This is a genomic window from Clostridium gasigenes, from assembly GCF_017348895.1.
In the GTDB taxonomy this organism is placed as follows: domain Bacteria; phylum Bacillota; class Clostridia; order Clostridiales; family Clostridiaceae; genus Clostridium; species Clostridium gasigenes.
This window is the reverse complement of record NZ_CP071376.1, coordinates 324,123-350,602: the sequence shown is the minus strand read 5'-3', so window position 1 is coordinate 350,602 and position 26,480 is coordinate 324,123. Positions and strand designations below refer to the sequence as shown.

The 26,480-nt window shown below is 27.5% G+C and carries 21 protein-coding genes; 19 read left to right on the top strand and 2 right to left on the bottom strand.

Annotation, left to right across the window (positions count from 1 at the left end; all coding sequences use genetic code 11):
- The first annotated feature begins 184 nt into the window (after positions 1-184).
- The 5 genes from J1C67_RS01690 (at position 185) to J1C67_RS01670 (ending at position 5,327) form a co-directional block, all read left to right on the top strand.
- Positions 185-895, top strand: coding sequence for an ABC transporter ATP-binding protein (locus J1C67_RS01690; RefSeq protein ID WP_089972257.1), 711 nt, complete (start codon positions 185-187; stop codon positions 893-895).
- A complete protein-coding gene (locus tag J1C67_RS01685; RefSeq protein ID WP_167866114.1) occupies positions 888-2,483 on the top strand; it encodes a hypothetical protein in 1,596 nt (531 codons plus the stop codon). Before J1C67_RS01690 ends, J1C67_RS01685 begins: the two co-directional genes overlap by 8 nt.
- A gap of 412 nt (positions 2,484-2,895) precedes the next feature.
- Positions 2,896-3,267 (top strand): PepSY domain-containing protein, encoded by a 372-nt coding sequence (locus J1C67_RS01680; RefSeq protein WP_167866115.1) that lies wholly within the window; start codon positions 2,896-2,898, stop codon positions 3,265-3,267.
- A gap of 33 nt (positions 3,268-3,300) precedes the next feature.
- A complete protein-coding gene (locus tag J1C67_RS01675) occupies positions 3,301-3,975 on the top strand; it encodes a response regulator transcription factor (protein WP_167866116.1) in 675 nt (224 codons plus the stop codon).
- Positions 3,972-5,327 (top strand): sensor histidine kinase, encoded by a 1,356-nt coding sequence (locus J1C67_RS01670; RefSeq protein WP_167866117.1) that lies wholly within the window; start codon positions 3,972-3,974, stop codon positions 5,325-5,327. Before J1C67_RS01675 ends, J1C67_RS01670 begins: the two co-directional genes overlap by 4 nt.
- Before the next feature lie 138 nt (positions 5,328-5,465).
- Here J1C67_RS01670 and J1C67_RS01665 read toward each other — a convergent pair whose 3' ends face one another.
- Complete coding sequence (locus J1C67_RS01665) at positions 5,466-5,897, bottom strand: hypothetical protein (RefSeq protein WP_167866118.1); 432 nt, start codon at positions 5,895-5,897, stop codon at positions 5,466-5,468.
- 14 nt (positions 5,898-5,911) lie between these two features.
- Positions 5,912-6,283: a nucleotidyltransferase family protein gene (locus J1C67_RS01660; protein ID WP_167866119.1), complete on the bottom strand. Its 372-nt coding sequence runs from the start codon at positions 6,281-6,283 to the stop codon at positions 5,912-5,914.
- Positions 6,284-6,490: 207 nt separating this feature from the next.
- Between J1C67_RS01660 and J1C67_RS01655 the strand changes: the two genes are divergently transcribed.
- The 14 genes from J1C67_RS01655 (at position 6,491) to eutS (ending at position 26,480) form a co-directional block, all read left to right on the top strand.
- Entirely contained in the window at positions 6,491-7,291 is an 801-nt protein-coding gene (locus J1C67_RS01655) for a MerR family transcriptional regulator (RefSeq protein WP_167866120.1), read from the top strand.
- A 3-nt stretch (positions 7,292-7,294) separates the two neighbouring features.
- Entirely contained in the window at positions 7,295-7,912 is a 618-nt protein-coding gene (locus J1C67_RS01650; RefSeq protein ID WP_167866121.1) for a GyrI-like domain-containing protein, read from the top strand.
- Positions 7,913-8,012: 100 nt separating this feature from the next.
- Positions 8,013-9,716 carry a DUF2207 domain-containing protein gene (locus J1C67_RS01645; protein WP_167866122.1) on the top strand — a complete coding sequence of 568 codons (1,704 nt, stop codon included), beginning with the start codon at positions 8,013-8,015 and terminating at the stop codon, positions 9,714-9,716.
- Between the two features lie 120 nt (positions 9,717-9,836).
- Positions 9,837-10,250, top strand: a complete 414-nt coding sequence (locus J1C67_RS01640) for a hypothetical protein (RefSeq protein ID WP_185170689.1) — start codon at positions 9,837-9,839, stop codon at positions 10,248-10,250.
- Between the two features lie 269 nt (positions 10,251-10,519).
- Positions 10,520-12,001 carry a glycan biosynthesis hexose transferase WsfD gene (wsfD, locus tag J1C67_RS01635; RefSeq protein ID WP_167866123.1) on the top strand — a complete coding sequence of 494 codons (1,482 nt, stop codon included), beginning with the start codon at positions 10,520-10,522 and terminating at the stop codon, positions 11,999-12,001.
- Positions 11,988-12,839 carry a diguanylate cyclase domain-containing protein gene (locus J1C67_RS01630; RefSeq protein WP_167866124.1) on the top strand — a complete coding sequence of 284 codons (852 nt, stop codon included), beginning with the start codon at positions 11,988-11,990 and terminating at the stop codon, positions 12,837-12,839. Before wsfD ends, J1C67_RS01630 begins: the two co-directional genes overlap by 14 nt.
- Positions 12,829-14,163 (top strand): hypothetical protein, encoded by a 1,335-nt coding sequence (locus J1C67_RS01625; protein WP_167866125.1) that lies wholly within the window; start codon positions 12,829-12,831, stop codon positions 14,161-14,163. Before J1C67_RS01630 ends, J1C67_RS01625 begins: the two co-directional genes overlap by 11 nt.
- A gap of 11 nt (positions 14,164-14,174) precedes the next feature.
- A complete protein-coding gene (locus J1C67_RS01620; RefSeq protein ID WP_167866126.1) occupies positions 14,175-15,428 on the top strand; it encodes a glycosyltransferase family 2 protein in 1,254 nt (417 codons plus the stop codon).
- Positions 15,429-15,455: 27 nt separating this feature from the next.
- The gene (locus tag J1C67_RS01615; protein WP_167866127.1) at positions 15,456-17,582 is read left to right on the top strand and encodes a cellulose biosynthesis cyclic di-GMP-binding regulatory protein BcsB; all 2,127 of its coding nucleotides are present in this window, start codon (positions 15,456-15,458) and stop codon (positions 17,580-17,582) included.
- Between the two features lie 27 nt (positions 17,583-17,609).
- Complete coding sequence (locus J1C67_RS01610) at positions 17,610-18,737, top strand: glycoside hydrolase family 113 (protein WP_167866128.1); 1,128 nt, start codon at positions 17,610-17,612, stop codon at positions 18,735-18,737.
- A gap of 317 nt (positions 18,738-19,054) precedes the next feature.
- On the top strand, positions 19,055-22,789 hold the full coding sequence (locus tag J1C67_RS01605) for a 5'-nucleotidase C-terminal domain-containing protein (protein ID WP_167866129.1): 3,735 nt from the start codon (positions 19,055-19,057) through the stop codon (positions 22,787-22,789).
- A 260-nt stretch (positions 22,790-23,049) separates the two neighbouring features.
- Positions 23,050-24,411: a nucleobase:cation symporter-2 family protein gene (locus J1C67_RS01600; protein ID WP_167866130.1), complete on the top strand. Its 1,362-nt coding sequence runs from the start codon at positions 23,050-23,052 to the stop codon at positions 24,409-24,411.
- A 411-nt stretch (positions 24,412-24,822) separates the two neighbouring features.
- Positions 24,823-25,962: a 1-propanol dehydrogenase PduQ gene (locus tag J1C67_RS01590; RefSeq protein WP_167866131.1), complete on the top strand. Its 1,140-nt coding sequence runs from the start codon at positions 24,823-24,825 to the stop codon at positions 25,960-25,962.
- A 164-nt stretch (positions 25,963-26,126) separates the two neighbouring features.
- Complete coding sequence (gene eutS, locus J1C67_RS01585; protein ID WP_089972302.1) at positions 26,127-26,480, top strand: ethanolamine utilization microcompartment protein EutS; 354 nt, start codon at positions 26,127-26,129, stop codon at positions 26,478-26,480.

Below are 26,480 nucleotides of genomic sequence, written 5' to 3'. Positions count from 1 at the left end.
TATATTAAAACTTAAGTGATTCATAAGGCGAATTACTTAAGTTTTTTTATTTTACCACACATTAATTATAATTAATGTGAATATGATAGCTACTTAAACTTTATTGGATGAATTTGGGGCTTGTGTTATAATTACGTTGAAGCAGCAAGGTTTAATAAAAATTACAATATAATGGAGGGGCTTTATGAAGTTATTATTAAATGATATTGAAAAAAAATTTGGGGATAAAAAGGTGTTAAATAAGGCTAGTTTTACTTTTGAAAAGGGTAAAATATATGGCTTACTAGGGCGAAATGGTGCAGGGAAAACAACACTTTTTAACTGTATAAGTGAGGAGCTAGAATTAGACAATGGGTCTGTGAGTTTATTAGATGAAAATGACAACATTATAAATTTAGATCACTCAAAAATAGGTTATGTATTTTCAGAACCTATACTACCAGATTTTTTAACTGGTTATGAATTTTTGAAGTTTTATATTGATATAAATAAAGATAGTATTGAGAATATTAAAAGTATAGATGAATATCTAAAATTAATTAAAATAACTAAAGAAGATAGTTATAAATTAATAAAAGGATATTCCCATGGAATGAAAAATAAAATACAAATGCTTTGCTGCATTATAACTAGACCACCAGTAATATTATTAGATGAACCATTAACATCATTTGATGTAGTTGTAGCTCTTGAAATGAAAAAGTTACTTAAGGAAATGAAGAATGATCATATATTAATATTTTCAACTCATATAATGCAATTAGCTGTGGATCTTTGTGATGAATTAGTTATATTAAATAATGGGACATTAGATAAAGTGGACAAGGCACTATTAAGTAGTGAAAATTTAGAGGAAAAGATAATTGAGTTGCTAAAGGAGAATAATGATGCTTAATATATTTCTTACTAGTTTTAAAGTGTCTTTTGTAGAAGGGGCTAACTCATTTATATATCTTTTAAGTAAGTTACCTTTAATAGGAAAAAAGATACCTGAAAGCTTATATAAAGAGACTAAGGTTAAGATGGTTTTAGGATTAATTAAATATATACTTAGCCTATTCTCTGAGTTCTTTAGAAAAGCTATATATTTAGCTATATTTGTAGGAATACCAACAGTAGCTTTAGTTAAAGGAAGAGGAATTGAAGTAGATACAGAAAGATTATATATACACATATATTTTATTTTAAGTTTTATGGCAGGATCATTATTAAATAGTATGTTATTAAAAGTGGACAAGGATGCTTATAACATGATTACTTTAATGCGAGTTGACCCTAAGAAATATTATTTAGGACAAATTATTTATAAGATAATTTCACAGTCAATTTTTCTAAGCCCGTTAATGTTAATTAATATAGGATTTAAAAAGACACTAATAGTACTATTAACATTAGGTGCTTTTAGAATGTTGGGGGAAACTGTAGTTCTCTTTATCTTTAATAAATATAAGGTTGTACTAGGACGAAATAAGGTGCTACCAATAGTTCTAATTTTAGTAGCGCCTATATTTGCGTATCTATTACCATTTTTTAATATTATATTAGGTGAATTTATAATTTTAAATCCAATTTCAATTTGTATTATTATAGTTTTAGGATTTTTAGCATCATCTTATTTATGGAATTCTAAAAGTTATACTGCACTTTCTAAAAGGTTAATATCCAAAGGAGCTATATTTAATGATGGTGAGAACCTTAAGGGCGTAGTTTTTGCAGATGTTGCAATAAATGAAAAGAGTATAGATATAAAAACTTTAAATAGTAAGAAGTTAAATAAAAAAAGTGGATATGACTATTTAAACTCAATATTTTTTAATAGACATAAAAAAATAGTTATAAATGCTATAAGAAATAGAGTAGTAATAATTGGAGTAGCTACAGTAGCTGCTGTAATACTACTATTAATATTTCCGAATTATAAAGAAAAAGTAGCAGCGAATATAATAAAAGCAAGTGGATATTTAGTATTTGTAATGTATATGATATCTACAACACAACGAATTTGTAAGGCTATGTTTTTCAATTGTGACATCAGCTTGCTAAGATATGGCTATTATAAAGATCCAAAGGCAATTTTAGATAACTTTAGAGTAAGGCTTAAAAGAGTTGTTTTATATAACTTAATTCCTAGTGTTACAATATGCTTAGGATTAACCATAATAATTATTTTCTGTGGTAAAGCTTATAATATTATAGAGTTACTTCCTATATTTTTAGCTATACTTGGACTTAGCGGTTTCTTTTCTATATATCACTTGTTTATGTATTATATAGTTCAACCTTACACTAAAGATTTAACAATAAAGAGTCCGCTATTTCATATTTCAAATTTCATTGTATACATGGTTTCATATCAAGCGCTTCAAATAAAAGTAGCTACTAGTTACTTTACTTTGGTAGTAATAGTTATAACAATGTTATTTATACCAATAGCTTTGTTTACTATTTATAAGATGGCACCTAAAACATTTAAGTTGAAATAAATAACCACAAAAAAGGTTTCAGATACATATTTATCTGAAACCTTTTTTTGCATCTCCAAATAAATAACAAGTCAGTATTCTTGTTATTTATTTGGAGATGCCTATTTATTAAAAAAAATTAATGTAACTCTAATATTGATTTAATTTCTTATATAGGAGTTTACAATATAATTAAATCAATGAGAAAGTAATTAATATCTAAACAAGTAATTAGAAAAGAGGAGGAATTTTTTTAGCAGTGTTAGTTTTAATAACTTTAGTATTATATATTTTTTAATTGGTGGATCATTAATATTTGGATTAGAAAAGCTGAAGGTAGTATTAGAAAAAAAATTGCTTTAGATTAAGGAATTTTAGGTATATGAAAAAGAATAGATCGTATTAAAAAAATAAATAAATGGAGTGATAAAATATGGAAAAGGTTTTTGATAAAATTGTTAAATTTATTGAATATATAATATCATATAAGAAGAAAATAATAAAGATTGGTGTTTTTATAGCTTCAATTGGGGTTGCGTTAGTAATAGTGCTTGGTTGTGTTTACTATAGTTATGCTAAATCAAATATTAAATATAGTAAGAGTGAAGCAGAAGGGATAGCCCTTAAAAAAATTCAAGGAGAGGTAGTCGACTTTGAAAAAGACTTAGATTTTGAAGATGCAACTTTTGAATATAAATTTGAAATAAAGGATAAGGAAAATATGCTTAAAGAGATTACGGTAAGCTCAAAATCAGGAGCTATAACAGATATAGAAAATCCATATGAAGAAAGATATGATGATTAAAAATAATGATATAATATCATTAGAGGTGATATTTTGAGAAACATTTTAATTATTGAAGATGAGGCAAATATTTCGGATTTTATAAAAATTGAATTGGAATATGAAGGATATAATGCTAAGGTTTGTGAAGATGGTAAGGTTGGATTAAGGGAAGCTATAGATGGAGATTATGATTTAATAATACTGGATTTAATGCTTCCTACATTAAGCGGTTTAGAAGTATGTAGAAGGCTAAAAAGAGAAAAAGACATTCCTGTTATAATGCTTAGCGCAAAGGATAGTGTTATGGATAAGGTTGCAGGGCTTCAAATAGGGGCAGATGATTATTTAGCAAAGCCTTTTGATATAGAAGAATTACTTGCAAGAATTCAGGTTGTTTTTAGACGCGAAGAAAAAGTAACTATGGAAAAACTTAGGTTTAAAGATATTATTATAGATAGAGGATCAAGAACTGTTATTAAAAATTCTATAAAGTTAAATTTAACAAATAAGGAATATGAATTATTAATTCTTCTTATTAATAATAAAAATAAAGTAGTAGCTAGAGATGTAATATTAGATAAAGTATGGGGTTATGATCATGATGCAGGGACGAATGGAATAGATGTTTATGTAAGCTATTTAAGAAATAAGTTAAATCAAAACGATAAAGAAGAATATATCCAAACAGTTAGAGCTGTTGGGTATATTATGAGATTATATCTATGAAAAGAAAAAAGCGATTACCAATTTTTTTAGAGCTTACTATAGGATCACTAGCTATTATAGTTGCAATATTAGTTATCTATACAGGCATACAAATAGTAAGTATTAATTTTTTTAGTATAGATTATCAAAAAGAACAGGTAAGAAATAGATATGAAGAAATTAAGTACCTATTATCAAACATAAATATAGAAGGAAAAGAAATAGATGAATTCATAGGTAATGAAGATGAATTTATTCGTATATATAAAGATGGTTATGTTGAATATGCAACAGATAGTAATATATGGGATAAAATCGAATTAAGTGATGAAAGTGTGAATTTAAGAACTAAAGTGAAATATATCAGGTTTGAAAAATATATAGTATTAGATGAAGTAATTAGTATAAAGGGTGAGGAACATAAAATACAAATAGTTAAAGGCGAGAATATTTTTCATGAATTTATAGAAAGTTATTTTGAAACCTTTATATTTGCCTTATTTATAGGCTTAGTTTTAAGTGTTATTGGGGCTATATATTTATCAAAGCGATTTATATTAAGATTAAAGGTATTATCAAACACAATGACAGAAATTAAAAAAAATGGAATTACACAAAGGGTTGAAATTTCAGAATCAAATGATGAATTTGATAAGGTAAACATAGTATTTAACTCTATGATGGATGATCTGCAAGAGTCATTTGATAATCAAAGTAGATTTGTGTCAGATGCATCTCATGAACTTAGAACTCCACTTACAGCCCTTCTTGGTCATTTAAAAATGATAAAAAGATGGGGAAAGAATGATAAAGAGCGTCTTGAAAAATCTTTAGATATTTGCATTAATGAAACGGAGAGGTTAAGTAAAATAGTAAGTGATTTATTAATAATATCTAGAAATGAAAAAGAAGTTATAAATTTAGATGAAATAGAACCTATAAATGTTGAACCTGTAATATTATATATAGTAGAAAATTATAAAATATTAAACAATAATGTTAAGTTTGAAATTATAATTGATTCAAATTTGAAAGTTAAAATTATGAAAGATCATCTAAAACAAATTCTAATTATATTTATAGATAATGCAATAAAATATAACAATAAGGAAAATATTGAAATTAATATTAAATTAACTAAGGTTAATAATAAAATAATAATATCCGTTAAGGATAACGGAATGGGGATTTCTAAAGCGGAAATACCATATGTATTAAACAGGTTGTATAAGGTTGATAAATCTAGATGTAATACTAATAAATCATTTGGACTAGGATTATCAATAGCAGATAGAATAGTTAATAATTATAAGGGGAAAATTATTATTTTAAGTGAATTAGGAGAGTTTACTCAAATAATAGTTGAGATGTAAATGTTATGAAGAAGTCATAAGAGTTTAATTATCTTAGGCATATCCAAAAAGCATGTAAATAATTTTGGATAAACTGAATAAAAACAATAAAAAAAGCTAGTAATTGCTGTTTGGCAACTACTAGCTTTTTGGTAAAGATTAATTATAAGAGATTAGTAATTTGATTGACTTTTGTAATTCTAATATATATTTTACATTGTTTTTTAAGTTTAATAATAGCTCTTCATCAGAAGGAAGCTTATATCTATGTGCGAGCCTATTTCGAAGTCTTCTTGATGTAGCATAGAAATTAAGAAAATCAATACCTATTCTATTAGAATCCTTTATTATTTCCATTCCATCAATTGCTGATAAGCTAATTTTAAATTTATTTAGGTCTTTTAAGTTTATTGAAATATAATCTTCGCAAAGAATATGAAAGTCTAAAAAATATGCCCTAATACTATGGTATAAAATTTTTTTAAGATTTTCATTTTTATTATTTTCTATTTCTTTTACACACTCTGTATATTCTATGTTCCATTCATTTAAATCAGTTAATAATTTCAAAACTCTATCTTTATTAATCATTAAAGCACCTCCCTTTACCCATAAATAAGGTCATGTTCTCTTAATTTTAAGAAATCATGGTTTTCTATAAAAAAGTTTTCTACAAAAGAATATAATTTTTCATACTTATCATTTTGATTATATAATATTACTGAATCATTCATTATATTTTTAAGTAATATTACATCTGTATCTTTAGACAAGCTTATTAAATCTACAGGAGCATTAAGTAAAGTTTCAAATTCTGATTCAAGTGTCAATTCAGTATCTAAATCAATATGCGCTATAATAAATAAATCATAATCAGAGTATTCATTATGATCATTTCTAGCTCTACTTCCAAATAGACCTATACAATCAATATTATACTTTTTAACAACTATATTTATAATATCAGTAAGATCCATAAAATCACCCTCCACTCATTTACTATAGTTATTATTATACCCAACCTTTGTAAGCCTAACAACTTTTTATAATGCAAGTAATGTATAGACATTAAGAAAGTTAATTCTCTATGATATAATATTAATATATAGAATTTTTAATCGGAGAAAATATTATTGACACTCCAGTGCAATGGATAGATTATAATTTGAATATAGAGGTGAGTTATGTATAAAATAGGTGAGTTTTCAAAGATAACAAATCTTAGTGTAAAAACATTAAGGTACTATGATGAAGAGAAAATACTTCTGCCATCATTTCGTAATGATGAAAATGGATATAGATATTATAATGAAGAAGATTTTCAAAAAGCTAAATTATTAGTTCTTTTAAGAGAATTAGATTTCTCAATTTCTGAAATAAAAGATGTACTATCTATCTGTAATAATAGTGAGGATTTATCTTATGTTTTTGAAGAAAAGAAGGAAATCATTAAAAAGAAAATATTTCAGCAAGAAGAATTGCTAAAAAAACTTAACCTCTATACAGAATATAATTTAATGGAGGAATGTCATATGGATTATAAAGTAGAAATAAAAAGCATGCCGGAAATAATGGTTGCATCAATTAGGTACAAAGGAAGATATTGTGATGTTGGAAACTATATTAAATCTATTTATAAAACCATTAAAGGTAAAGCGAGCGGAACTCCTTTTAATTTGTATCATGATGGTGAATATAATGAAATTGCTGATATAGAAGTTTGTGTACCTATTAAAAAATATATAGAGACATCAACTGTAAATATTAAAAAATTACCATCAATAAAGGGGATTTCTACTATACATTATGGGAAATACGAGGAGTTAAATAATGCATATAAAGCTCTTTTTGATTATGCGAGCAAAAATAATATTAATTGCATAGGTCCAGCAAGAGAGACATATTTAAAAGGTCCTGGTATGATTTTCAAAGGAAACCAAAGCAAGTATATTACTGAAATAATAATCCCAGTTGAGGAAATATAGATTATGAAGCATGAGTGGAGAAGGCATGAAAAAGAATATTATATTCCTAAAGAAAAGCCAGCTTTGATAGATATTCCTGAATTTAAGTTTTTCATGATAAAAGGAAAAGGAAATCCAAATAGCGAAGAGTTTTCAGAAGCAATAGGAGTATTATATTCACTTGCCTATGCAATAAAAATGATGCCTAAAAATGGATATATCCCAGAAGGATATTTTGAATATACTGTTTATCCATTAGAAGGAATTTGGGACTTAACAGAGGTAGGAAAAAAACAAAAAATCTTAAATAAAGATGAGTTTATTTATAAGATAATGATTAGGCAACCAGATTTTGTAACAGAGGAACTTATAGTAAAAGCAATGGAAATTGTTAAAAAGAAAAAGCCACATAAATTACTAGATAAAGTTACTTTTGGAACTATAAAAGATGAACTTTCAGTTCAAATGTTGCATATAGGTTCTTTTGATGATGAACCTAAGAGTTTTTCTATTATGAAAGAGTATTGTGAGGAAAATAATTTAATTATAAAAACAAAAGCACATAGAGAGATATATCTTTCAGATTTAAGGGAAATTGAAACAGAGAAATTAAAAACTGTACTTAGGTATTGTGTGGAGTAAATTTTAAAATATATAAATGAATATATATAATGTATAATTAATGTTAAATTTATTATGATTGCTGATAAAGGTGAATAAAAAGAATTAAGGGGTTGATTAGGTGAAAAAGTTATTAAGTTTTACTTTGCTATTTTTATTGCTATTTAACTTTGTTCCTTGCTTTGCAGATACTAAAAGCTATGAAATTGATAAGGTAGATATTAATGCAGCTATTATGGATAATGGGGATATTAATGTAACTGAATATTTAACTTATAATTTTTCAGGGGATTTTAATGGGTTTCTTAGAGAGTTAAATTCAACTGGCTCTGATGGCTATATAATAAATTCAGTTATTGTTATTGATAAATCTGGGTTTGAAACTATAGCTACATCGGGAAATATAGGGGCTGAAAATACCTATGAAATTTCAGAAAATGGAGATAAAACGTCAATTAAATTATATTCAAGAACCTCTAATGAAAAGAAAATTTTTAAGGTGAATTATACTGCTAAGAATGTAGCTAAAAAATATGAAACTACTGGTCAATTATATTGGGATTTTTATTCAGTAGAAAATATTTCATCTATAAAGGAAGCTAATCTTAATATTAGTTTTTATAATCAAATACTTACTGCTGAAAATTCCAGATACCAAACCTTTGGAGATGGTGAACTTTTAACTAGTTATATTAATAATGGAATAAATATTAATTATAAAAACTTATCCTCCAGGATAGGTATTGATTTAACTATTCCAGCAGAATTTTTAGTTAATAGTTCTATAATATCAGGTAACGATAGTATTAAGGGGAATACAGAACCTAATAATAAGGATATTGTTTCTGAGAATAATTCTAAAAATCCAAATTATGGAGGCATTATTTTTATTTTAATTGTTGGTGGAATTATTACTTTAATAGTTATATTAGTTGTTAGTGAAAATAAAAAACGTAATGAAGCTATTAAAAAATATAGGAATGAGTACAAATTTATTTCAAATATTCAATATATTGAGCCTCCTTCTAGAATTTCACCGGCTTTAGTTAATTTATTAATAGGTAAGAAAAATATTTCTCAGGAAATTCTTAGTTCTACTTTATTCTACCTGTGTAACTTAGGGTATTATAATATTGAACAACTTAAACATACAAAAAAAGGTTTTTTGAGTAATAAATCAGATAATGATTTAATCTTTAAAAGAAACATTAATAAAACTTTACCTAAAGAAGCTCATCTTAATTTTATTATTAAATGGTTTTCGGTTTATGAGATAGATAATGAATTTTCATTGATTAATATACAAAATTTATTAAAGAAAGAATCGAAAGCAAAAATATTTTTAAAAAAATTAAATGAATGGAAAGTGAAAGTCGGAGAAGATGCTAAATTACAAGGCTTCTTTACCATTATTGGAAATAGAGAAACATTAACAAATGAATTTTATAATGAAAAATTAAAATGGTTATCATACAAAGGGTTTATAGAGAATACTATCAACCTTAAAGAACGGTTAAATGAATTTAATACAGCAGATACTATTCTTTTATATGCAAGAGCATTAGGAATTAATAATGCCTCAATTGAGCATTACATTAATGAATTAATAATTACTGCAAAAAGAGCTAGTGAACGTGACATGGATTCACTTAATTATATTAATAGAACATATTACTTTAACTACTATTTAATTCACATGAATACCATGAATTCAATATATAATAATGCAACACCTAGTAATAATGATTCTGGTGGGGGATTTACTGGTGGCTCAAGTGGTGGAGACTTTGGTGGTGGAGGTGGAGGCGGCTCAGGTGCCTTTTAAAATTGATAAAACAATTATGACTAGGTAAGGTTTAGTGATATAATAAATATAAGTATTGATATTTATTTGTATATGTATAAATACTTAGGGGGTGGTACTATAATAAAATTATTAAAAATTATGGCTGAGTTCATTAATAATATTCACGATGAAGTTGTAAATTTTGTTGGAATAGGTGATTATGCAATTGATGACAAAAAGCTACACTTTATATCAATGGCTATTATAGGTATGGCTATATTTACTATTACGCAATTTGTATTTAAAAGATTGGCAAAGTATAGCATAACAGCTATATCATTTATTTATACATTTACTGTTATGATTGTTATTGTATTTGTAATTGAGATACAACAAAAGCTAACTAATAGGGGGAATATGGAATTTGCTGATATCGCCTATGGAATCTATGGCTTTTTATATGTTTTCTTAATATATTTAGTTATAAAATTAATTTTTATATTTGCTAAGAAGCAATTAGTAAAATTGAGTGATAAAAAAACAAACAAATTTAGGGATACTGAGGAACAGTAGATTACATATACACGAAGTTATCTATAGTCTCAAATATAAAGAGAGCTAGGACCTTTAGCATGAAATTGCTAAAGATCCTAGCTCCTTTTGTATAAAATTATTTTGAGGTGAAGTTTAATCTTAAATATTAATTTAAGATTAGAAATTATTATTAATTGTATAGATAAATTTAAATAAAAGTAGTCTTTATTGTGTAAAATAATAAAGACTATTTTTTATGGGGTTTAAGGGGTTTTATAAATTAATAAAAAACAATAAAGAGGTAATTTATGTATAAAAAATTAGATGTGAAAAGGTTATATAATTTTATAAAAATTAAGATGACCCCACAAATTACAGTGCTTATTCTAATAATGATTATAGGTACATTTGTGTTATTTATAAAACCAATAATCGGGATTGCTGATAATGGTGACTTTTATAGAATCATAAGTCAAAATGGATTATACCATTTATCAAATAATGATAACGATATAATGTTTGGATATTTTAACAGAGAATATGGAATATATAAATATGCAAATGAAACAACTGGAGCATTATTTTCAACTCAATCTATATTTATAAAATTAGCAGTTTACATATCAAAAATATTTAATAATAGTAATGTTTTTGATATTAGATTTCTTTCAGTAATATTTTTGAGTTTACATGCAGTAGCAGGTTATTTACTAGTTAAGGTTTTTACAAAGGATATAAAAACACAAAAATTTAAGTATCTTATAGCAATTATATATACATTTATTTTTTGTGATACAGCATATATTTCATATTTCAATTCATTTTATGGTGAAGGGGTAATAATAGCTTGCTTTTTACTAAGTGTAGCCATATTACTATATATGATAAAATTCAACAAAATAAATTTGGTGAATTTAATTTTATTCTCTATTGTTTGTTTATTATTTTTTGGAGCAAAGCAACAATTAGCACCAATAGGGGTGTTAGCTGCAATACTAGTTATAAGGATTGGAACTGTTAATAAGAGTAGACATATAAAGATAATATCAATAGTAATAGGTATTTTATTTATAGTATCAGCAGGGTTATTATATAAATCTATAAAGGGCGATTTTGACTATATGAATAGATTTCATGCGATGACTAGAGGTTCACTTATGAATGGAGAAGATCCAGAAAAGGTATTAGAGAATTTTGGTATAGACGCAAGCTACTCTTTGCTAGAAGGGGAAAATTTTTATAAAAAAGTACCCTCTATAAATCCAAATGATGAAAGGCTAAAGGAAGATTTTTATGAAAACTATTCAATACCATCACTTTTTATATATTATTTAAAACATCCAAAAGAATTTAAATCGATTTTAAAAGTAGGTATTAAAAATGCATACACTATAAAGCCTGAATCCATGGGAAACTATGAAAAAAGTGAAGGGAAACCATATGGAGATAAAAGTTATTTTTTTAGTGGATGGAGCGGTGTAAAAGATAAAAGCTTATTTAAGACATCTGGGTTTATGATTTTATTTTTAATAATTTACTTTTTATGTTCCTTTAAAAGTTATAAAAAAAGCCTTAATACTAAAGATGTTAATGGGTGCTTATTTGAAGAGGCGTATTTATATATTTTTTTAGCAGGGTTTTCACAAATTATAATATCAGTAGTTGGAGCAGGTGATGCTGATATTGCAAAACATGAGTTTTTGTATAATTTGACATTCGACTTAATGGTAATTAGATTAATAATGCAATATTTAATAATAATGGAGGGGAAAAAAATTGGGAAGCAATGAAAAAATAAGTATGAAAATTGATTTGTATGCAACATTAATGGTAGGATATTTTTTTGTGGCATGCATAGCCTTTGTATATTTAGAATTAAGTAAAAGTCTAGAAGGATATATAATGTTAATGATATTAATGATTGTGGCTCAAATTAGCTATTATCTAGGAAAAACTGGGGCCTTAATAGTAGGTATGATAGTAGATTTTGTTTATTGCACCTATAAATTTTATCTTTCATTTACTAAAGGGGTAGTATTAGATAATAAAATTTTTTATTGGATTATAATAGTTCCATTAACTGCTTTATTAATATCTACAATAGCGGAATTAATATTAGAAATGCAGGTTAAGATTAGTGAGCTAGAAGAAAAAAATAAAAAGTTTATAATGATGGATGAATCTACAGGAATAAAAAATGGAAGTGCATTTATAAATGAAATGCCTATATATATGAATTTACACAAAAGATATAAGATGCCAATAACATTAGTAATGGTAAGACTTAAATATAGTGATAAGCTAGCTAGTATAGTAGGAGAAGATTTATTTAAGGAAGTAATAAGAAAATGTTCAGAGGTATTAGGTGAAACTTTAAGATATGAGGATGGAAAATATTTAATTGATAAAAAAACATTTGCCTATATATTAATATGTGATGAAGATGGGGCTTTAGTTGTGAAAAATAGGATGAAGGAAGCTGTTAGGGAGATAAAAATAGGAAAAGAAAAACTATATAAAAATTTAAATGTTGAGGTTCAAATAGGAGGCTTTACTCAAAATGAACAGGTGATAGATCCTATGAACTTTATTAATTTAGCAGAGAAAGAATTAGAGTATGATGTTTAATAATATAAAAAAAGCAATTATTTTATGTATAGAAATAACATTAATACTTCCTTGGAAGGTTTCCTTAGCAATAGAGAATAAGAGTGAATTACTAATTATATATGATCAATATAAGGAGTATGCAAGCGAAAATAATAATTTGAATTATGTTATAAAAATGGCATTGACTACAGGAAAAAACATAGAATTAAGAAAAATAAATAGTTATACAGCAGAAGATTTAAATAATGCTGAGGGCATTATTATATTATCCAATGAAGAGGGGAGCTTGAAAAAGAATCAAGTAGAGGAGCTGTACACAAGAAGTGAAAAATTATTATGGATTGGAAAGAATTCTTCTGATAAGGAAGTAGTTCCATTAAATTTCAAAGGTAAGAGATCAATATTAGAAATAAAGAAAAAAATAAATGATAAATTTAATAATAAGGAAAATAAAAAGAGAAATTGTTATCTATTAATAGATGAAGTTTATCCATATGACGATTTAAATTTGCTAGTTAAAAAGGCAGACTATTTATATGATCAGGGAATTCCGTTTTTAATTAGTGCCATGGGGGTCTATGAAAATTTAGAGTTTGATGCCATGAAAAGATATGTTGAGACTCTAAGATATTGTGTTGCCTCAGGTGGAACTGTTATTTTAGGCGATCCTTATTTGTATGATAAGGGACCTACAGAAGAAGAACTAATGCAAAATGTTTCTATTGCCCAGGATGCCTTTGTAAATTATAAGGTGTATCCAATAGCAATAACCATAAATGATTATTATTTATATAGAAATGATAGAAAAAAATATTTAGATGAGACGTCTACAATAATAATTAATGAAAATCAAAATTTAGGGGTAATAGATTTTGAAAAATATTCTATAGGTTATTTTGATAATGTGTTGCTAAAAATTGATGGTGATGAATTGAATTTTTCAAAGGAACTATTAACTGATGTAGCAATAGGGATTAAAGGCAATGAGCCAATTAAGGATCTTCAAGAAAAAATACGATTATATAAAAAAAAGGGAATAGAATTTTCCAATACTATAAATTTAGAAAGTAAATTAACCTTTGGTAATAATAAAATAACTAATAATAGAAATGGATTAATGGTTAATGATGTGAATTTACGAGGAAATAAATTTTTATCAAAACAGGGGTTATATGGGGATGAAGATAAAAGCTTGGAAGATGAGATACCGGAAAAATCGGGTATTATTGATTTAACTAACGTAAACAAAGGAATATTTGTAATTGCTATTATGGGTGTAATCGTATTTATAATATTCTTCTTATACAGTTTAAAAATAGATAAGAAAAAGTATTTTAAGTAAAGGAGATCAATATGAGCCTGGTTGATTATTTACTAGTGTACTCTTTAGGAGTGATATGGGTAGTTATTTTTATGAACATTATTTTAGTAATCGGAGGATATATTTATTATACAAAAATACATGATAAAAAAATGAAGGAAGAATTGGATTACTATCCATTTGTAACCGTTATGGTACCATCTCATAATGAGGGGGTGGTTATAAAGAGGACTGCAGAGTCTCTTTTAAGATTAGATTATCCAAAGGAAAGATATGAAATAATAATAATTAATGATAATTCTTCAGATAACTCTGAAGAGATATTAAATCAGGTTAAGGATAAATATAAAGGAAGAAATTTTACTGTGATAAACACAGATAGTGTAACTGGCGGGAAGGGAAAATCGAATGCTTTAAACATGGCATTTAATATAAGCCGGGGTGAATATCTTGCTATTTATGATGCGGATAATACTCCAGAGCCAAAGGCTTTAAAATATTTAATTCAAACTATTGACGAGGACCCAAAACTTGGCGCAGTTATAGGTAAGTTTAGATGTAGAAATAAAAATGTGAATTTACTAACTGCATTTATTAATATAGAGACATTATCTTTTCAGTGGATGGCACAAGCGGGAAGATGGCAGATCTTTAATCTTTGTACTATTCCAGGAACTAACTTTGTAGTAAGAAGAAAATTAATAGAAGAAATGGGCGGTTGGGATACTAAGGCAATAACAGAGGATACTGAAATTAGCTTTAGACTTTATAGAATGGGTTATAAAATAAAATTTATGCCCCTGGCAGTTACCTGGGAGCAGGAACCACAAACCTTAAAGGTTTGGTTTAGGCAAAGAACAAGATGGGCTAAAGGAAATATTTATGTAGTAATAAAAAATGCAAAGTACATTTTCAAACCAAGTGCTGGAGTTATAAGATTTGATCTTATATATTATGTAACTATATATTTTCTGTTTTTGTCAGCAAATATACTTTCAGATGCTATTTTTATTCTTGGTTTGCTTGGATTAATACAAGTTCATGTAAAAGGATATGTACTGGCTATATGGGTGATGGCTTTATCGGTATTTGTATTATCACTTTTAGTTTGCATATCAACAGAAAAAGGAGAATTAACATTTAAAAATTTTATCGTAATTTTACTTATGTACTTTACTTATTGTAAGTTATGGGGCGTTGTTGCTGGGTACGGTTTTTATAGTTTTATAAAAGATACAATATTAAAAAAAGAAGTAAAGTGGTATAAAACAGAACGGTTTGAGTAAGGAATCTTGAAAAATAGGAGGTACGGTATGAATAAAAAAATATTTAATAATATAAACAAAATTGTAACTTTAATATTATTAATTGTTTCAATATTGACTGTGATTCCAGCGAAGGTAGCACAGGGAGTTTTGAAAAATAGAAGTTATAGTAATAATAGCTATAATAAAGATCTAGAGCTTTCAAAGAATGTTTCTTTTTCAGGAGTTTATGATAGTTATTCTTGGAATTTTAATATAGATAAGAGAACTAATATTAAGGATATAAAGACCTCTATGGTTTTTGAAGTTACAGATGTATTAGAAAAAAATATAGGCAGTTATTTAACCTTTTTAGTAAATGGAACAGAATTTTATTCGAAAAAAATAGAAAGTAATAATGGACAAAACCAAACTATAGAATTAAAACTTCCATTAGAATTATTAAAGGATGGCTTTAATGAGATTAAGGTAGAAGGTTATCTTAGACTTACAGATATGCCATGTACAGATGATTTAAACACTGCAAATTGGCTAGTTTTAAAGAAAGAGTCAAAAGTTAATATAACTCAAACAAATATGATTCCAGAAAATTTAATAAGTGAACTGACCTATCCATTAGTAAATATGGGAGGATATGAAATCACTAAAATAGTAATTCCTGATAGTTATACTGATGGAGAATTAACATCAGCATTAAAAATGCAAGGATTAATTGCAAGAGAAGGCGGAAAGGGACAAATTATTAAAGCTGAAAATGGGAAGGCTTTAGAAAAAAGTAATATAGCATATATAGGAAGAATAGATGCTATGCCAGAAATATTAAAAAAAGGGATAGGAGGTTTTGAAGATCTTAATAATCAAGCCTATATCAACATAGCAAACTCACCAGTAGGAGCTACAGGACAGGAAAAAATTCTGTATATTTTATCGGAAAATGATAAAGAATTAATTAGTGCTGTTAAATTCCTTATGAATAAGGAGTTGGTTAGCCAAGTTAACAAAAGTTCAGTTTATATAAATAGTAAAATGGATTTAAATGATAAGATTAAGGAACCACAAAAAACTTTCACATTTAAGGAACTTGGATATAACCAAAAAACTGTAGAAGGATTATTTAGAAATGAAATGGCTATTAACTACTCATTACCTCAAAATAGACAATTAAGTGTAGGAGATACAATTAATATAAATTTCAGGTATTCTGAAAATTTAGATTTTGATAGATCTTTATTTACAGTATTTATAAATGATATTCCAGTTGCTAGTAAAAAGCTAGAAAAAGAGAAGGCAAATGAAGATAATCTTTTAATTACAGTACCAGAAGATGTTACAAACATATTCTTTGTTGAAATAAAGTTTGCCTTTGATTTATTACTAAATGATGTAAATTGTGAGATAAGAGATCAAAAGCAACCATGGGTATTTGTTAGAGATGATTCAACTATTCAAATTAATAATAAGGAACTAAAACAATTTTATTTTGATACATATCCAGCACCATTTGTATCTGATTGGGATATGAATGAAACATTATTTGTTCTACCTGATAATCTTTCAAGTAGTGAGTTAACAGCTCTAGGTAATATGTCAGCTTATATGGAAAAACAAACTAAGTACAATTTAGGAAGTTTAGAGGCTATAAGTTCAAAAAACTTAGAAAATCAGCATAATGATAAAAATATTATTGTTTATGGTACCCCAGATAATAATAAATTAATAAAAGAATTAAACAAAAATCTTTGGATGCAGTATAATAATGAATATACAAAGTTTGAATCTAATGAAAAATTAACCCTTATGGATGATTTTTCAAAGACAATATCAACATTCCAATTAGATAAATCACCATATAACTCACAAAGAAATATGCTGGTTTTAACATCACCAAGGGCGGATTTGTTAGAAAAAAGCTTGTTGTTTTTAAGTGAAGATAAGGAGTTTTATAAACTAAATGGAGATGGAGCAGTTATAGATGAGCATGGAAATGTTAGATGCTTTAAATATAAGGAAGAAGTGGAAGCACCAAGTTATGATAAAATAATAAAGCTAAGTAGTAGTTCTAAGATTTTATTAGTAGTGCTATTAGCATTAGTCACATTTACAATAAGTGCAATTTTATTATATAAGAAAAAATATAAAATTAAGGTATTTAGAAAAAATAATAAGTCTAAATAATTATTAATAAATACAAGGTGGGATATTATGTCTAAAAAAAATAAAATAGGGCTAGTGACTATTTTTTTTATAGTTGTCGTATGTTTTTATATGTATAACTTTAATTATACAACTAGAGGGATAATTAATAAGAGTATAAATAAATTTCAAGGAAAAACTTTAAACGATAAATTTGAAAAAAAAATAAAATCAGGTAATTTATCTACTGATTATACAGTAGAAGAGGCACTTAATGATATTGATAAGTTTGGACTAAATACTATAAATCTTCCTGTAGTAATAAATATTGATTCTCTCTCATCTAGTGATATGAGTATATATGACAATAGTTTAGAAAGAGCAAAAATGCTACTTGATGAGCTAAAAGGAAGAGATATTAATATAATCCTAGAACCTTATCCATGGATAGAGAATGGAAGTAAATATGAAACGGAACTAAATCCAGAAGATAAAGAAGCTTTTTTTAATAATTGGAAAACAAAGGTCATTAAGCCCTTAATAGATGAAATAGCAATACCCTATCATATAGATGCATTTAACATAGCAACTAGCTTCTCAAAGTTAGAATATATGGAAGATGAGTTTTGTAATATAATTGATTATGTTAGAGGATATTATAAGGGATTAGTAACATATAGAACTAGCTTTTGGATAACAACTAATTGGAATGTTGAAAGTACTATGGAAATAGAAAAACAATTAAAGAGCCAATATGAAAATAAATTAAATAATAAGTTGTTTTCAAAGGTAGACTTTATATCTATTGCTTCATATTTTGAGCTTACAGATAATGATATAAATACAGTGGATAATTTAGTAAATTCAATAAATTCATCACAAAGATATTATAGAAAACAAGAAATAAAAGAAGAAGTAAAAGCTTTTAATGAAAAATGGGAAAAACCAATTTTCTTTGGAGAATTAGGCTTTCCGAGAACTGAAAAAGCTTCTATAGAGCCATGGAATCCTTATAAAACAACTGTGATTAATAGTCGCGAGCAGGGAAATTGTTTTGAGGCTTATAAAATAGCATATAAAGATGAACCTTGGTTCTTAGGATTTTCTCTTTTTGCTATAGGAAACCAGGGAGAGGATAAGATGTATTATCCTGGAGTAGAAGCCAGTGAGGTTATAAAAAATTGGGATAAAGAGTAATAAGAAAGGAGGTTGTAATTAATTTTACAACCTCCTTTTTTATTACAAAAGGTAAGCTATATAACATAATTTACAAAACAAGTCAAACTGTTTAAATTAGGTAATTAATATTTTTTTGAACTTTAAAAAAATAAAATAGGAAAAAATATGTAATAATAATAACAAAATAGTAAATAATACACAAATAAAATATCAATAAAATAAAAGAAGGAATATAAAAATAAAATTAGAAAAAATTAGATGGAAATTAATGTTATGTATATATTATAATTAGTTTGCAATAAAATAAAAAATTTACAAAGGGAAGGTGCAAAAATATGTTTATATTAAAGAAATTTAAAAGCAAAAAGACTTTAGCAGCAACATTAAGCGCTATTATGTTATTTAGTTTATTTAGCCCTATAACGGTAAAAGCTGCCGAAGATGAAATCGTTAACATTCAGCTTATAGCGACTTCTGATTTTCATGGGAGATTTTATCCATATGACTATGCTCAAAATAAAGAGGATAAATCAGGGAGTTTAGCTCAAATTGCTACAGTGGTTAAAGAGTATAGATCGAAAAATCCAAACACTATAGTTGTAGATGCTGGTGATACAATACAAGAAAATTCAGCTGAAATATTTTTTAAAAGTAATCCAGAATATAAACTAGAAGGAAACCCTATGATAAAAGCCTTTAATGAAATAGGGTATGATTCAGTTACTTTAGGTAATCATGAATTTAATGGAGGAATAGACAAGCTTAAAGAAGCCTATGGTACAGCGAATGCTAAAGTACTAAGTGCGAACGTATATGAAAAAGATGGAAAAACTAGAATGTATGGTAACTATACAATAGTAGAAAAAGGTGGAGTAAAAGTTGCTATTTTAGGAATAACAACACCAAATATAACTAGATGGGATGAAGAAAATCTTAACGGATATAAAGTAACTAATCCTATAGATGAAGCTAAAGCTGCCATCAAAGAAATTAAAGATGGTAATAAAGCAGATGTAATCATTGCAACTGTTCATATGAGTGAAGGTGATGAGTATGATGTACATGGATCTGGAGTTGTAAATCTTTTAAATGATGTTCAAGGTCTAGATTTTGTAGTGGCAGGACATGGACATAAAATTGTTGATGATACAACTGTAAATACCGATAACCCAGGAAAATTCAACGTTTATAATGGCGTTAAAATGATCGAAAATGATGCAAGAGGAAAGACAATAGGTAAGGTTGATATTAAAGTTACAAAGAAAGATGGTAAATATATAGTTGCAGATAGAGTTAATGACGTAACAGCTAAAATAACTAAAATTAAGGATGTTACACCGGATACAGAGATGATGACTTCACTTAAATCATATAATGATTTTGCAATAACTGATGCAAATAAAATTATTGGTAAATTAGTTGATGGTAATTTATCTCCGGAAAATGAAATAGATAAGGTTCCACAAGCTCAATTGCAAGAAACACCACTTATTAATCTAATAAATGAAGTTCAAATGCATTATTCAGGAGCAGATGTAGCAGCATCGGCTATATTTGATGCGTCAAGTCCAGTTGTTAAAGAAGGAGAATTTAAGAAAGCTGATTCTTCACTAATTTATAAATATGAAAATACTCTTTATTCTCTTAAAATGACAGGAACACAATTAAAGAAATATATGGAATGGTCAGCTAGCTATTATAATCAATATAAGCCAGGGGACTTAACAATATCATTCAATCCAACTTCTAGATTATATAACTATGATATGTTCTCAGGTGTTAAATTTGGTATAGATATATCAAAACCTGTAGGATCAAGAATAGTTAATTTAACTAAAATGGATGGAACAGCAATTAAAGATGAAGATTCTGTGAAAGTAGCAGTAAATAATTACAGAGCTAATACTCAATTATTATCTTATGGACCAATATTTAAAGCTGGAGAAGCTCTTCCAGAAATTATAGAGAAAGATATTAAATCTAATATAGGTGGAGTAAGAGAACTTATAGGAGATTATATTAAAAATGTAAAGGGTGGAACTATATCACCTAAAATGAATAATAACTGGAAAGTTACAGGTAATAACTGGGATCCTACTTTAAGAAATGTTGCGGTACAAGCTCTTAAAGATAAAGCAGTTACGCTTCCAGCAGGACAAGATCCAAGAGCTGTAAATAGTGTAAGTTTAACTGTTGAGGATTTAAAGAAAGCGACAGGTAATAAATTTATCTCTTTAGCATCTATAAATGATATACATGGTGCTTTAGTAGAACAAGGAAAAAATGTAGGAGTAGCTAAGCTTTCTACAGTGTTTAATGACTATAAAGCAGAAAATCCAAATACAATCCTGGTTTCAGCAGGAGATAATTATCAAGGTTCTGCCTTATCAAATTTATTAACTGGAGAACCTATGAATAAGTTCTTCAAGGCTAATGAATTTGTTGCATCTGCAATAGGAAATCATGAATTTGATTGGGGTGTAGTAGGTAAAGATGGAACTAATATGTTTGAAAAATGGTCTAAAGATTCAGGGATGGATTTCTTAGCTTCTAATATTTATTTAAAAGGAACTAAAGATACACCAAGCTGGGCTAAGCCATATAAAATAGTGGAAAAAGATGGAGTTAAAATAGGTATAATAGGTATTACTACTCCGCAAACAGTATTCCAAACAAAGGCTGAAAATGTAAAAGATTACGAATTTAGAGATCCAGTTGAAACAGTTAACTACTGGGCAGACTTATTAAAAAATAAGGGTGTTGGAAGTGAGAATGTTAAGGTTGATGCAGTAGTTGTATTATCTCACTTAGGAACATTCCAAGATGCTAAAACTAAGGAAATAACAGGGGAAGGTGCAGAGGTTGCAAAATCTGCAAAAAATATAGATGCTGTAATTACAGCACATAGTCATCAAGAAGTTGCCGGTATGGTAAATGGTATTCCAGTAATACAAACAGGATATAATGGAAGAAATATTGGGAAAATAAACTTAGTATTTGATAGCAATAACAAGTTGTTACTAAAAGAAGCTAATTTAGATAAAGTAACTACAAGAGCTAAGGAAATAGCACCTAATAAAGAAGTTAAAGATATGTTGGACATATATGTAAATGATGTAAAACCACTTCTAGATGAAGTAGTAGGATATACTAATATAAGTTTAGATCATGATAGAAAAGCTATTAAAGGAACATCACCACTTGGATACTACACAGCAAAGGTTATGGCTAAAGTAGCTGGAGTACAAATAGGTATAACAAATGGAGGAGGACTAAGAACTCCAATAGCTAAAGGTGAAATAACTATGGGTAACCTTTATGATGTAATGCCATTTGATAATACTTTAGTGAAAATGAATATTACAGGAACTCAATTAAAGAAAGTAATGGAAAATGGAATAGACAATACGGAAATAGGCTGGGTTCAAGTTGCTGGTATTAAGATTTACTACAATGAAAAAGCGGCATTTGGATCAAGAATAACTAAAATGATTCTAGATGATGGAACAGTTGTTAAGGAAGATGGGACTTATTCAGTAGTTACTAATGATTTTATGTCTACTGGTGGAGATAAGTTTGATTTCTCTAAGGGAGTTTCTAATCTAGCTGATATGTCAGTGCCAATAAGAGATGCTTTAGTAAAAGAATTAAAAGAAACTACATCTAAAGATAAGCCTCTTGATTTTAAATTTGAACAAGTTCTAATTGCAGGTGATGCACCAGCAATAGATACAACAACTCCAGACAATAATGGAGGAACAACAACTCCAGATAATAATGGAGGAACAACAATTCCAGACAATAATGGAGGAACAACAACTCCAGACAATAATGGAGGAACAACAACTCCAGATAATAATGGAGGAACAATAACTCCAGACAATAATGGAGGAACAATAATTCCAAATGTTAATGAAGTAAAAACAGATTCAACTTCAGATGGAACTTCAATTAAAACAGGACAAGGAATTCCTAAAACAGGTGCACCAATTGGAGCAACTGGAATAGCTATTATATCTGTAGCACTTATAGCTTCAGGTTTATATTTAACAAAGAAAAAAGCTGCATAGTAAAAGATACTACACTACAGTATAAAGACTACTATTATTATTATTAATATAAATCTATATAAGTTCTATTAAATAATATACATATTAAAAGCTAGATTACTTACAGTTGTATGGTTAGTTATCTGGAATTAATGTAGATTACTAATTAGAACTTATATAGATTTTATCCAATTAAGATTCATAATTACTAATAAGTATCTATATAATTATAATATAAATTTGTTGAAATTTTACTATTAATTTTATAGGGGGTCTCGTTAATGAATATAAAAAATCAGAAAAAAGTAACCAAAACAAATAAATTAGATGAAATGCTCCCACTAGGACAATTAGCTACTCTAGGACTTCAACATGTACTCGCTATGTATGCCGGTGCTGTAGCTGTACCCCTTATAATTGGTGCTGCTGTAGGTTTAAGCCCTCAACAATTAGAATTGTTAGTTGCAGCTGATTTATTTACTTGTGGTATAGCTACATTGCTGCAAGCCATTGGAATAGGTAATTTTGCATGTATTAAATTACCTGTTATACTTGGATGTACCTTTGCTGCTGTAGGTCCATTAATTATTATAGGTAAATCTTTAGGAATGGATTATGCATATGGTGCAATAATAGTTTCAGGATTTATTGTTATTTTAATTGCTCCATTGTATGGTAAATTACTAAGATTTTTCCCCACTGTTGTAACCGGCTCTGTAGTAAGCATTATTGGGCTTTCCTTAATTAATGTTGGTATTAGAAGTTGTGGCGGTGGTGCTGGTTCTAAAGATTTTGGAAGCATTGCTAATATATCATTAGCGGGACTAGTAATGTTTATTATTTTACTTTCAAACAAATATTTAAAAGGATTCTTTAAATCAATATCTATCCTTAATGGTATAGTTATTGGAACTATAGTAGCATCCTTTATGGGTATGGTTGACTTCTCTATTGTTGCTAATGCAAAATGGGTTAGCTTTGTTAAACCATTTGTTTTTGGATTTCCTAAATTTGAACTTAGTTCAATTATTATGATGACTTTAGTTATGTTTGTAATTATGGTTGAATCTACTGGAACCTTTATGGGAGTTGCAAAGTTATGTGAAAAGGACCTTTCTGAAAAAGATATTGTAAAAGGACTACGAGCAGAGGGAATAGCAACAATTTTAGGTGGAATATTTAATTCTTTCCCTTATACTACCTTCAATCAAAACCTAGGACTTCTATCTTTAAGCAAAATATTTAGTCGTTTTGTAGTTGTTGCATCTGGTATTATCCTTGTCGCTCTTGGATTAATTCCAAAGTTTGCAGCTTTAGCTACAATTATTCCTCAACCTGTTATTGGTGGGGCTACTACTATAATGTTTGGTACTGTTGCTGTTGCTGGTATAAAAATGTTATTTGCCGCTGATTTAGAAAAAGATTCAAATATTTTAATAGTTGCTTGTTCTTTAGGTGTAGGCCTTGGAATTACAGCGGTTCCTGAATTACTTTCACAAACACCACAATTTTTCCAATCTATTTTTGGAAGTGGAATAGTTTCAGGTTCTATAGTTGCAATTATTCTTAATGCTTTCTTAAACCATGGAAGTAATGATACTAATACCAATTCAGCTTATTCGGATAATCATTCTATCCTTTAAACATAAAGAAGATGTCGCTTAAATTATTTTAAGCAACATCTTCTTTTTTATTTACAAAACTTATCATCAATATCTCTTAGCCCATCACAACCTGAGATTTGTAAAAATAACATTGTCATAATATGATCCTGACCTGTATAGTTCTTTAATATTGATTTTTATACATGAAAATTTATTGATTAATGCAACAGTAAAACCTAAATTATATTTTAGTATATTATATGTTTTATATTTTTAATATGTTACGTAATGATAAGGTGAATTTACAAAAAAAATTAAATCTATTGACCAAAAACCTTATAAGTATTAAAATTAACTTATAATTTAATGCACAATGACGTGTATTTGATGAGCAACGAAGCTTCATGGGGATTTATCCTATGGAGCTTTTATTTTTTAGGAGGTAATGCAATGAATAAATTTTCAATTAAAACCAAAATTTATTTTGGTGAAGGTTCACTATCAAGATTAAGTGAACTAAACTATAAAAAAGTAATGGTAATCACAGATCCGTTTATGGTTAAGAGTGGCACTATTAAAAAAATAACGGAACAACTTGAAAAAGGGTCAGTAGAATATATTGTATTTGATGAAATTGTTCCAGATCCACCTATTGAAACTGTAGTAGTTGGTGTAAATAAAATGATGGAGTTTAAGCCAGAAGCTATAATAGCTTTAGGTGGAGGATCAGCTATTGATGCTGCAAAAGCTATAAAAGAATTTGCTTTAAAAATAACTAAAACTGATGATGTATATTTTATAGCTATACCAACAACAAGTGGGACAGGCTCAGAGGTTACTAGTTTTTCAGTAATAACTGATAAAGAAAAAAATATAAAGTATCCACTAGTATCAGATAGTTTATTACCAAATGAAGCTATATTAGATCCAGAACTTGTGAAAACTGTTCCGAATTTTATTACGGCTGATACAGGAATGGATGTATTAACGCATAGTTTAGAAGCTTATGTTAGTACAAAATCTAATGACTTTACTGATGCTTTAGCAGAAAAATCTATAAAATTAGTTAGTGATTATCTTTTAAGAGCATATAAAGATGGAAATAATACAGAGGCAAGAGAGAAAATGCATTCAGCTTCATGTTTAGCAGGAATGGCATTTAATGAGGCTTCATTAGGTTTAAATCATGGTATAGCTCATGGTATAGGCGGAAAACTACATATAGCTCATGGAAGAACAAATTCTATATTGCTTCCTCATATTGTAGAATATAATGCAGATCTAACAGGATATACAAATTGTGAATATTCAAATGCAGCTATAAGATATGCAAATGTAGCTAAGATTTTAGATTTACCTTGTTCTAATGTAAGAACTGGTGTTAAGAGTTTAATAAATTGGATTGTAAAATTACAAAAAGAAATGAATATGCCAAGAACATTAAAGGAATGTGGAAAGGATATAAATGAAATAAATAATAGTATAGATGCTATAGCAGAAAGTGCTTTAGTTGATGGTTGTACAATCACAAATCCAAGAGTTCCAAATAAAAATGAGATAATAAAAATTTTAAATATAATTTCTAATTAATAGTTTACAAATAATTTAAAAAATGTTGACAAATTATTTGTAAAGGAGTACAATTTTTATATAGCACAAGGGCGTGTTATTCATATGTAGCAACGAAGCTTCTTAAGAATAGTATTATATTTTTAAGGAGCTTTATATATTTTTTTTAAGAAAGTTGGTATAAAATGAGTGAAATTAACGAAAAACAAAGAGTGATTCAAGAATATGTACCTGGTAAGCAAGTTACATTAGCTCATTTAATTGCAAATCCTAATAAGGATTTATATAAGAAATTAGGATTAAATGGAGATAATAAAAATGCTATTGGCATATTAACTATTACACCTGGTGAAGCTTCTATTATCGCAGCAGATGTCGCTACTAAGGCAGCAGATGTTCAAATTGGTTTTGTTGATAGATTCAGTGGTTCTCTTGTTATAACAGGTGATGTTTCATCCGTAGAATCAGCATTGGGACAAGTTTTAATTGTTCTTTCGAATATATTAAAATTTACTCCAGCAGAAATAACAAGGACTTAG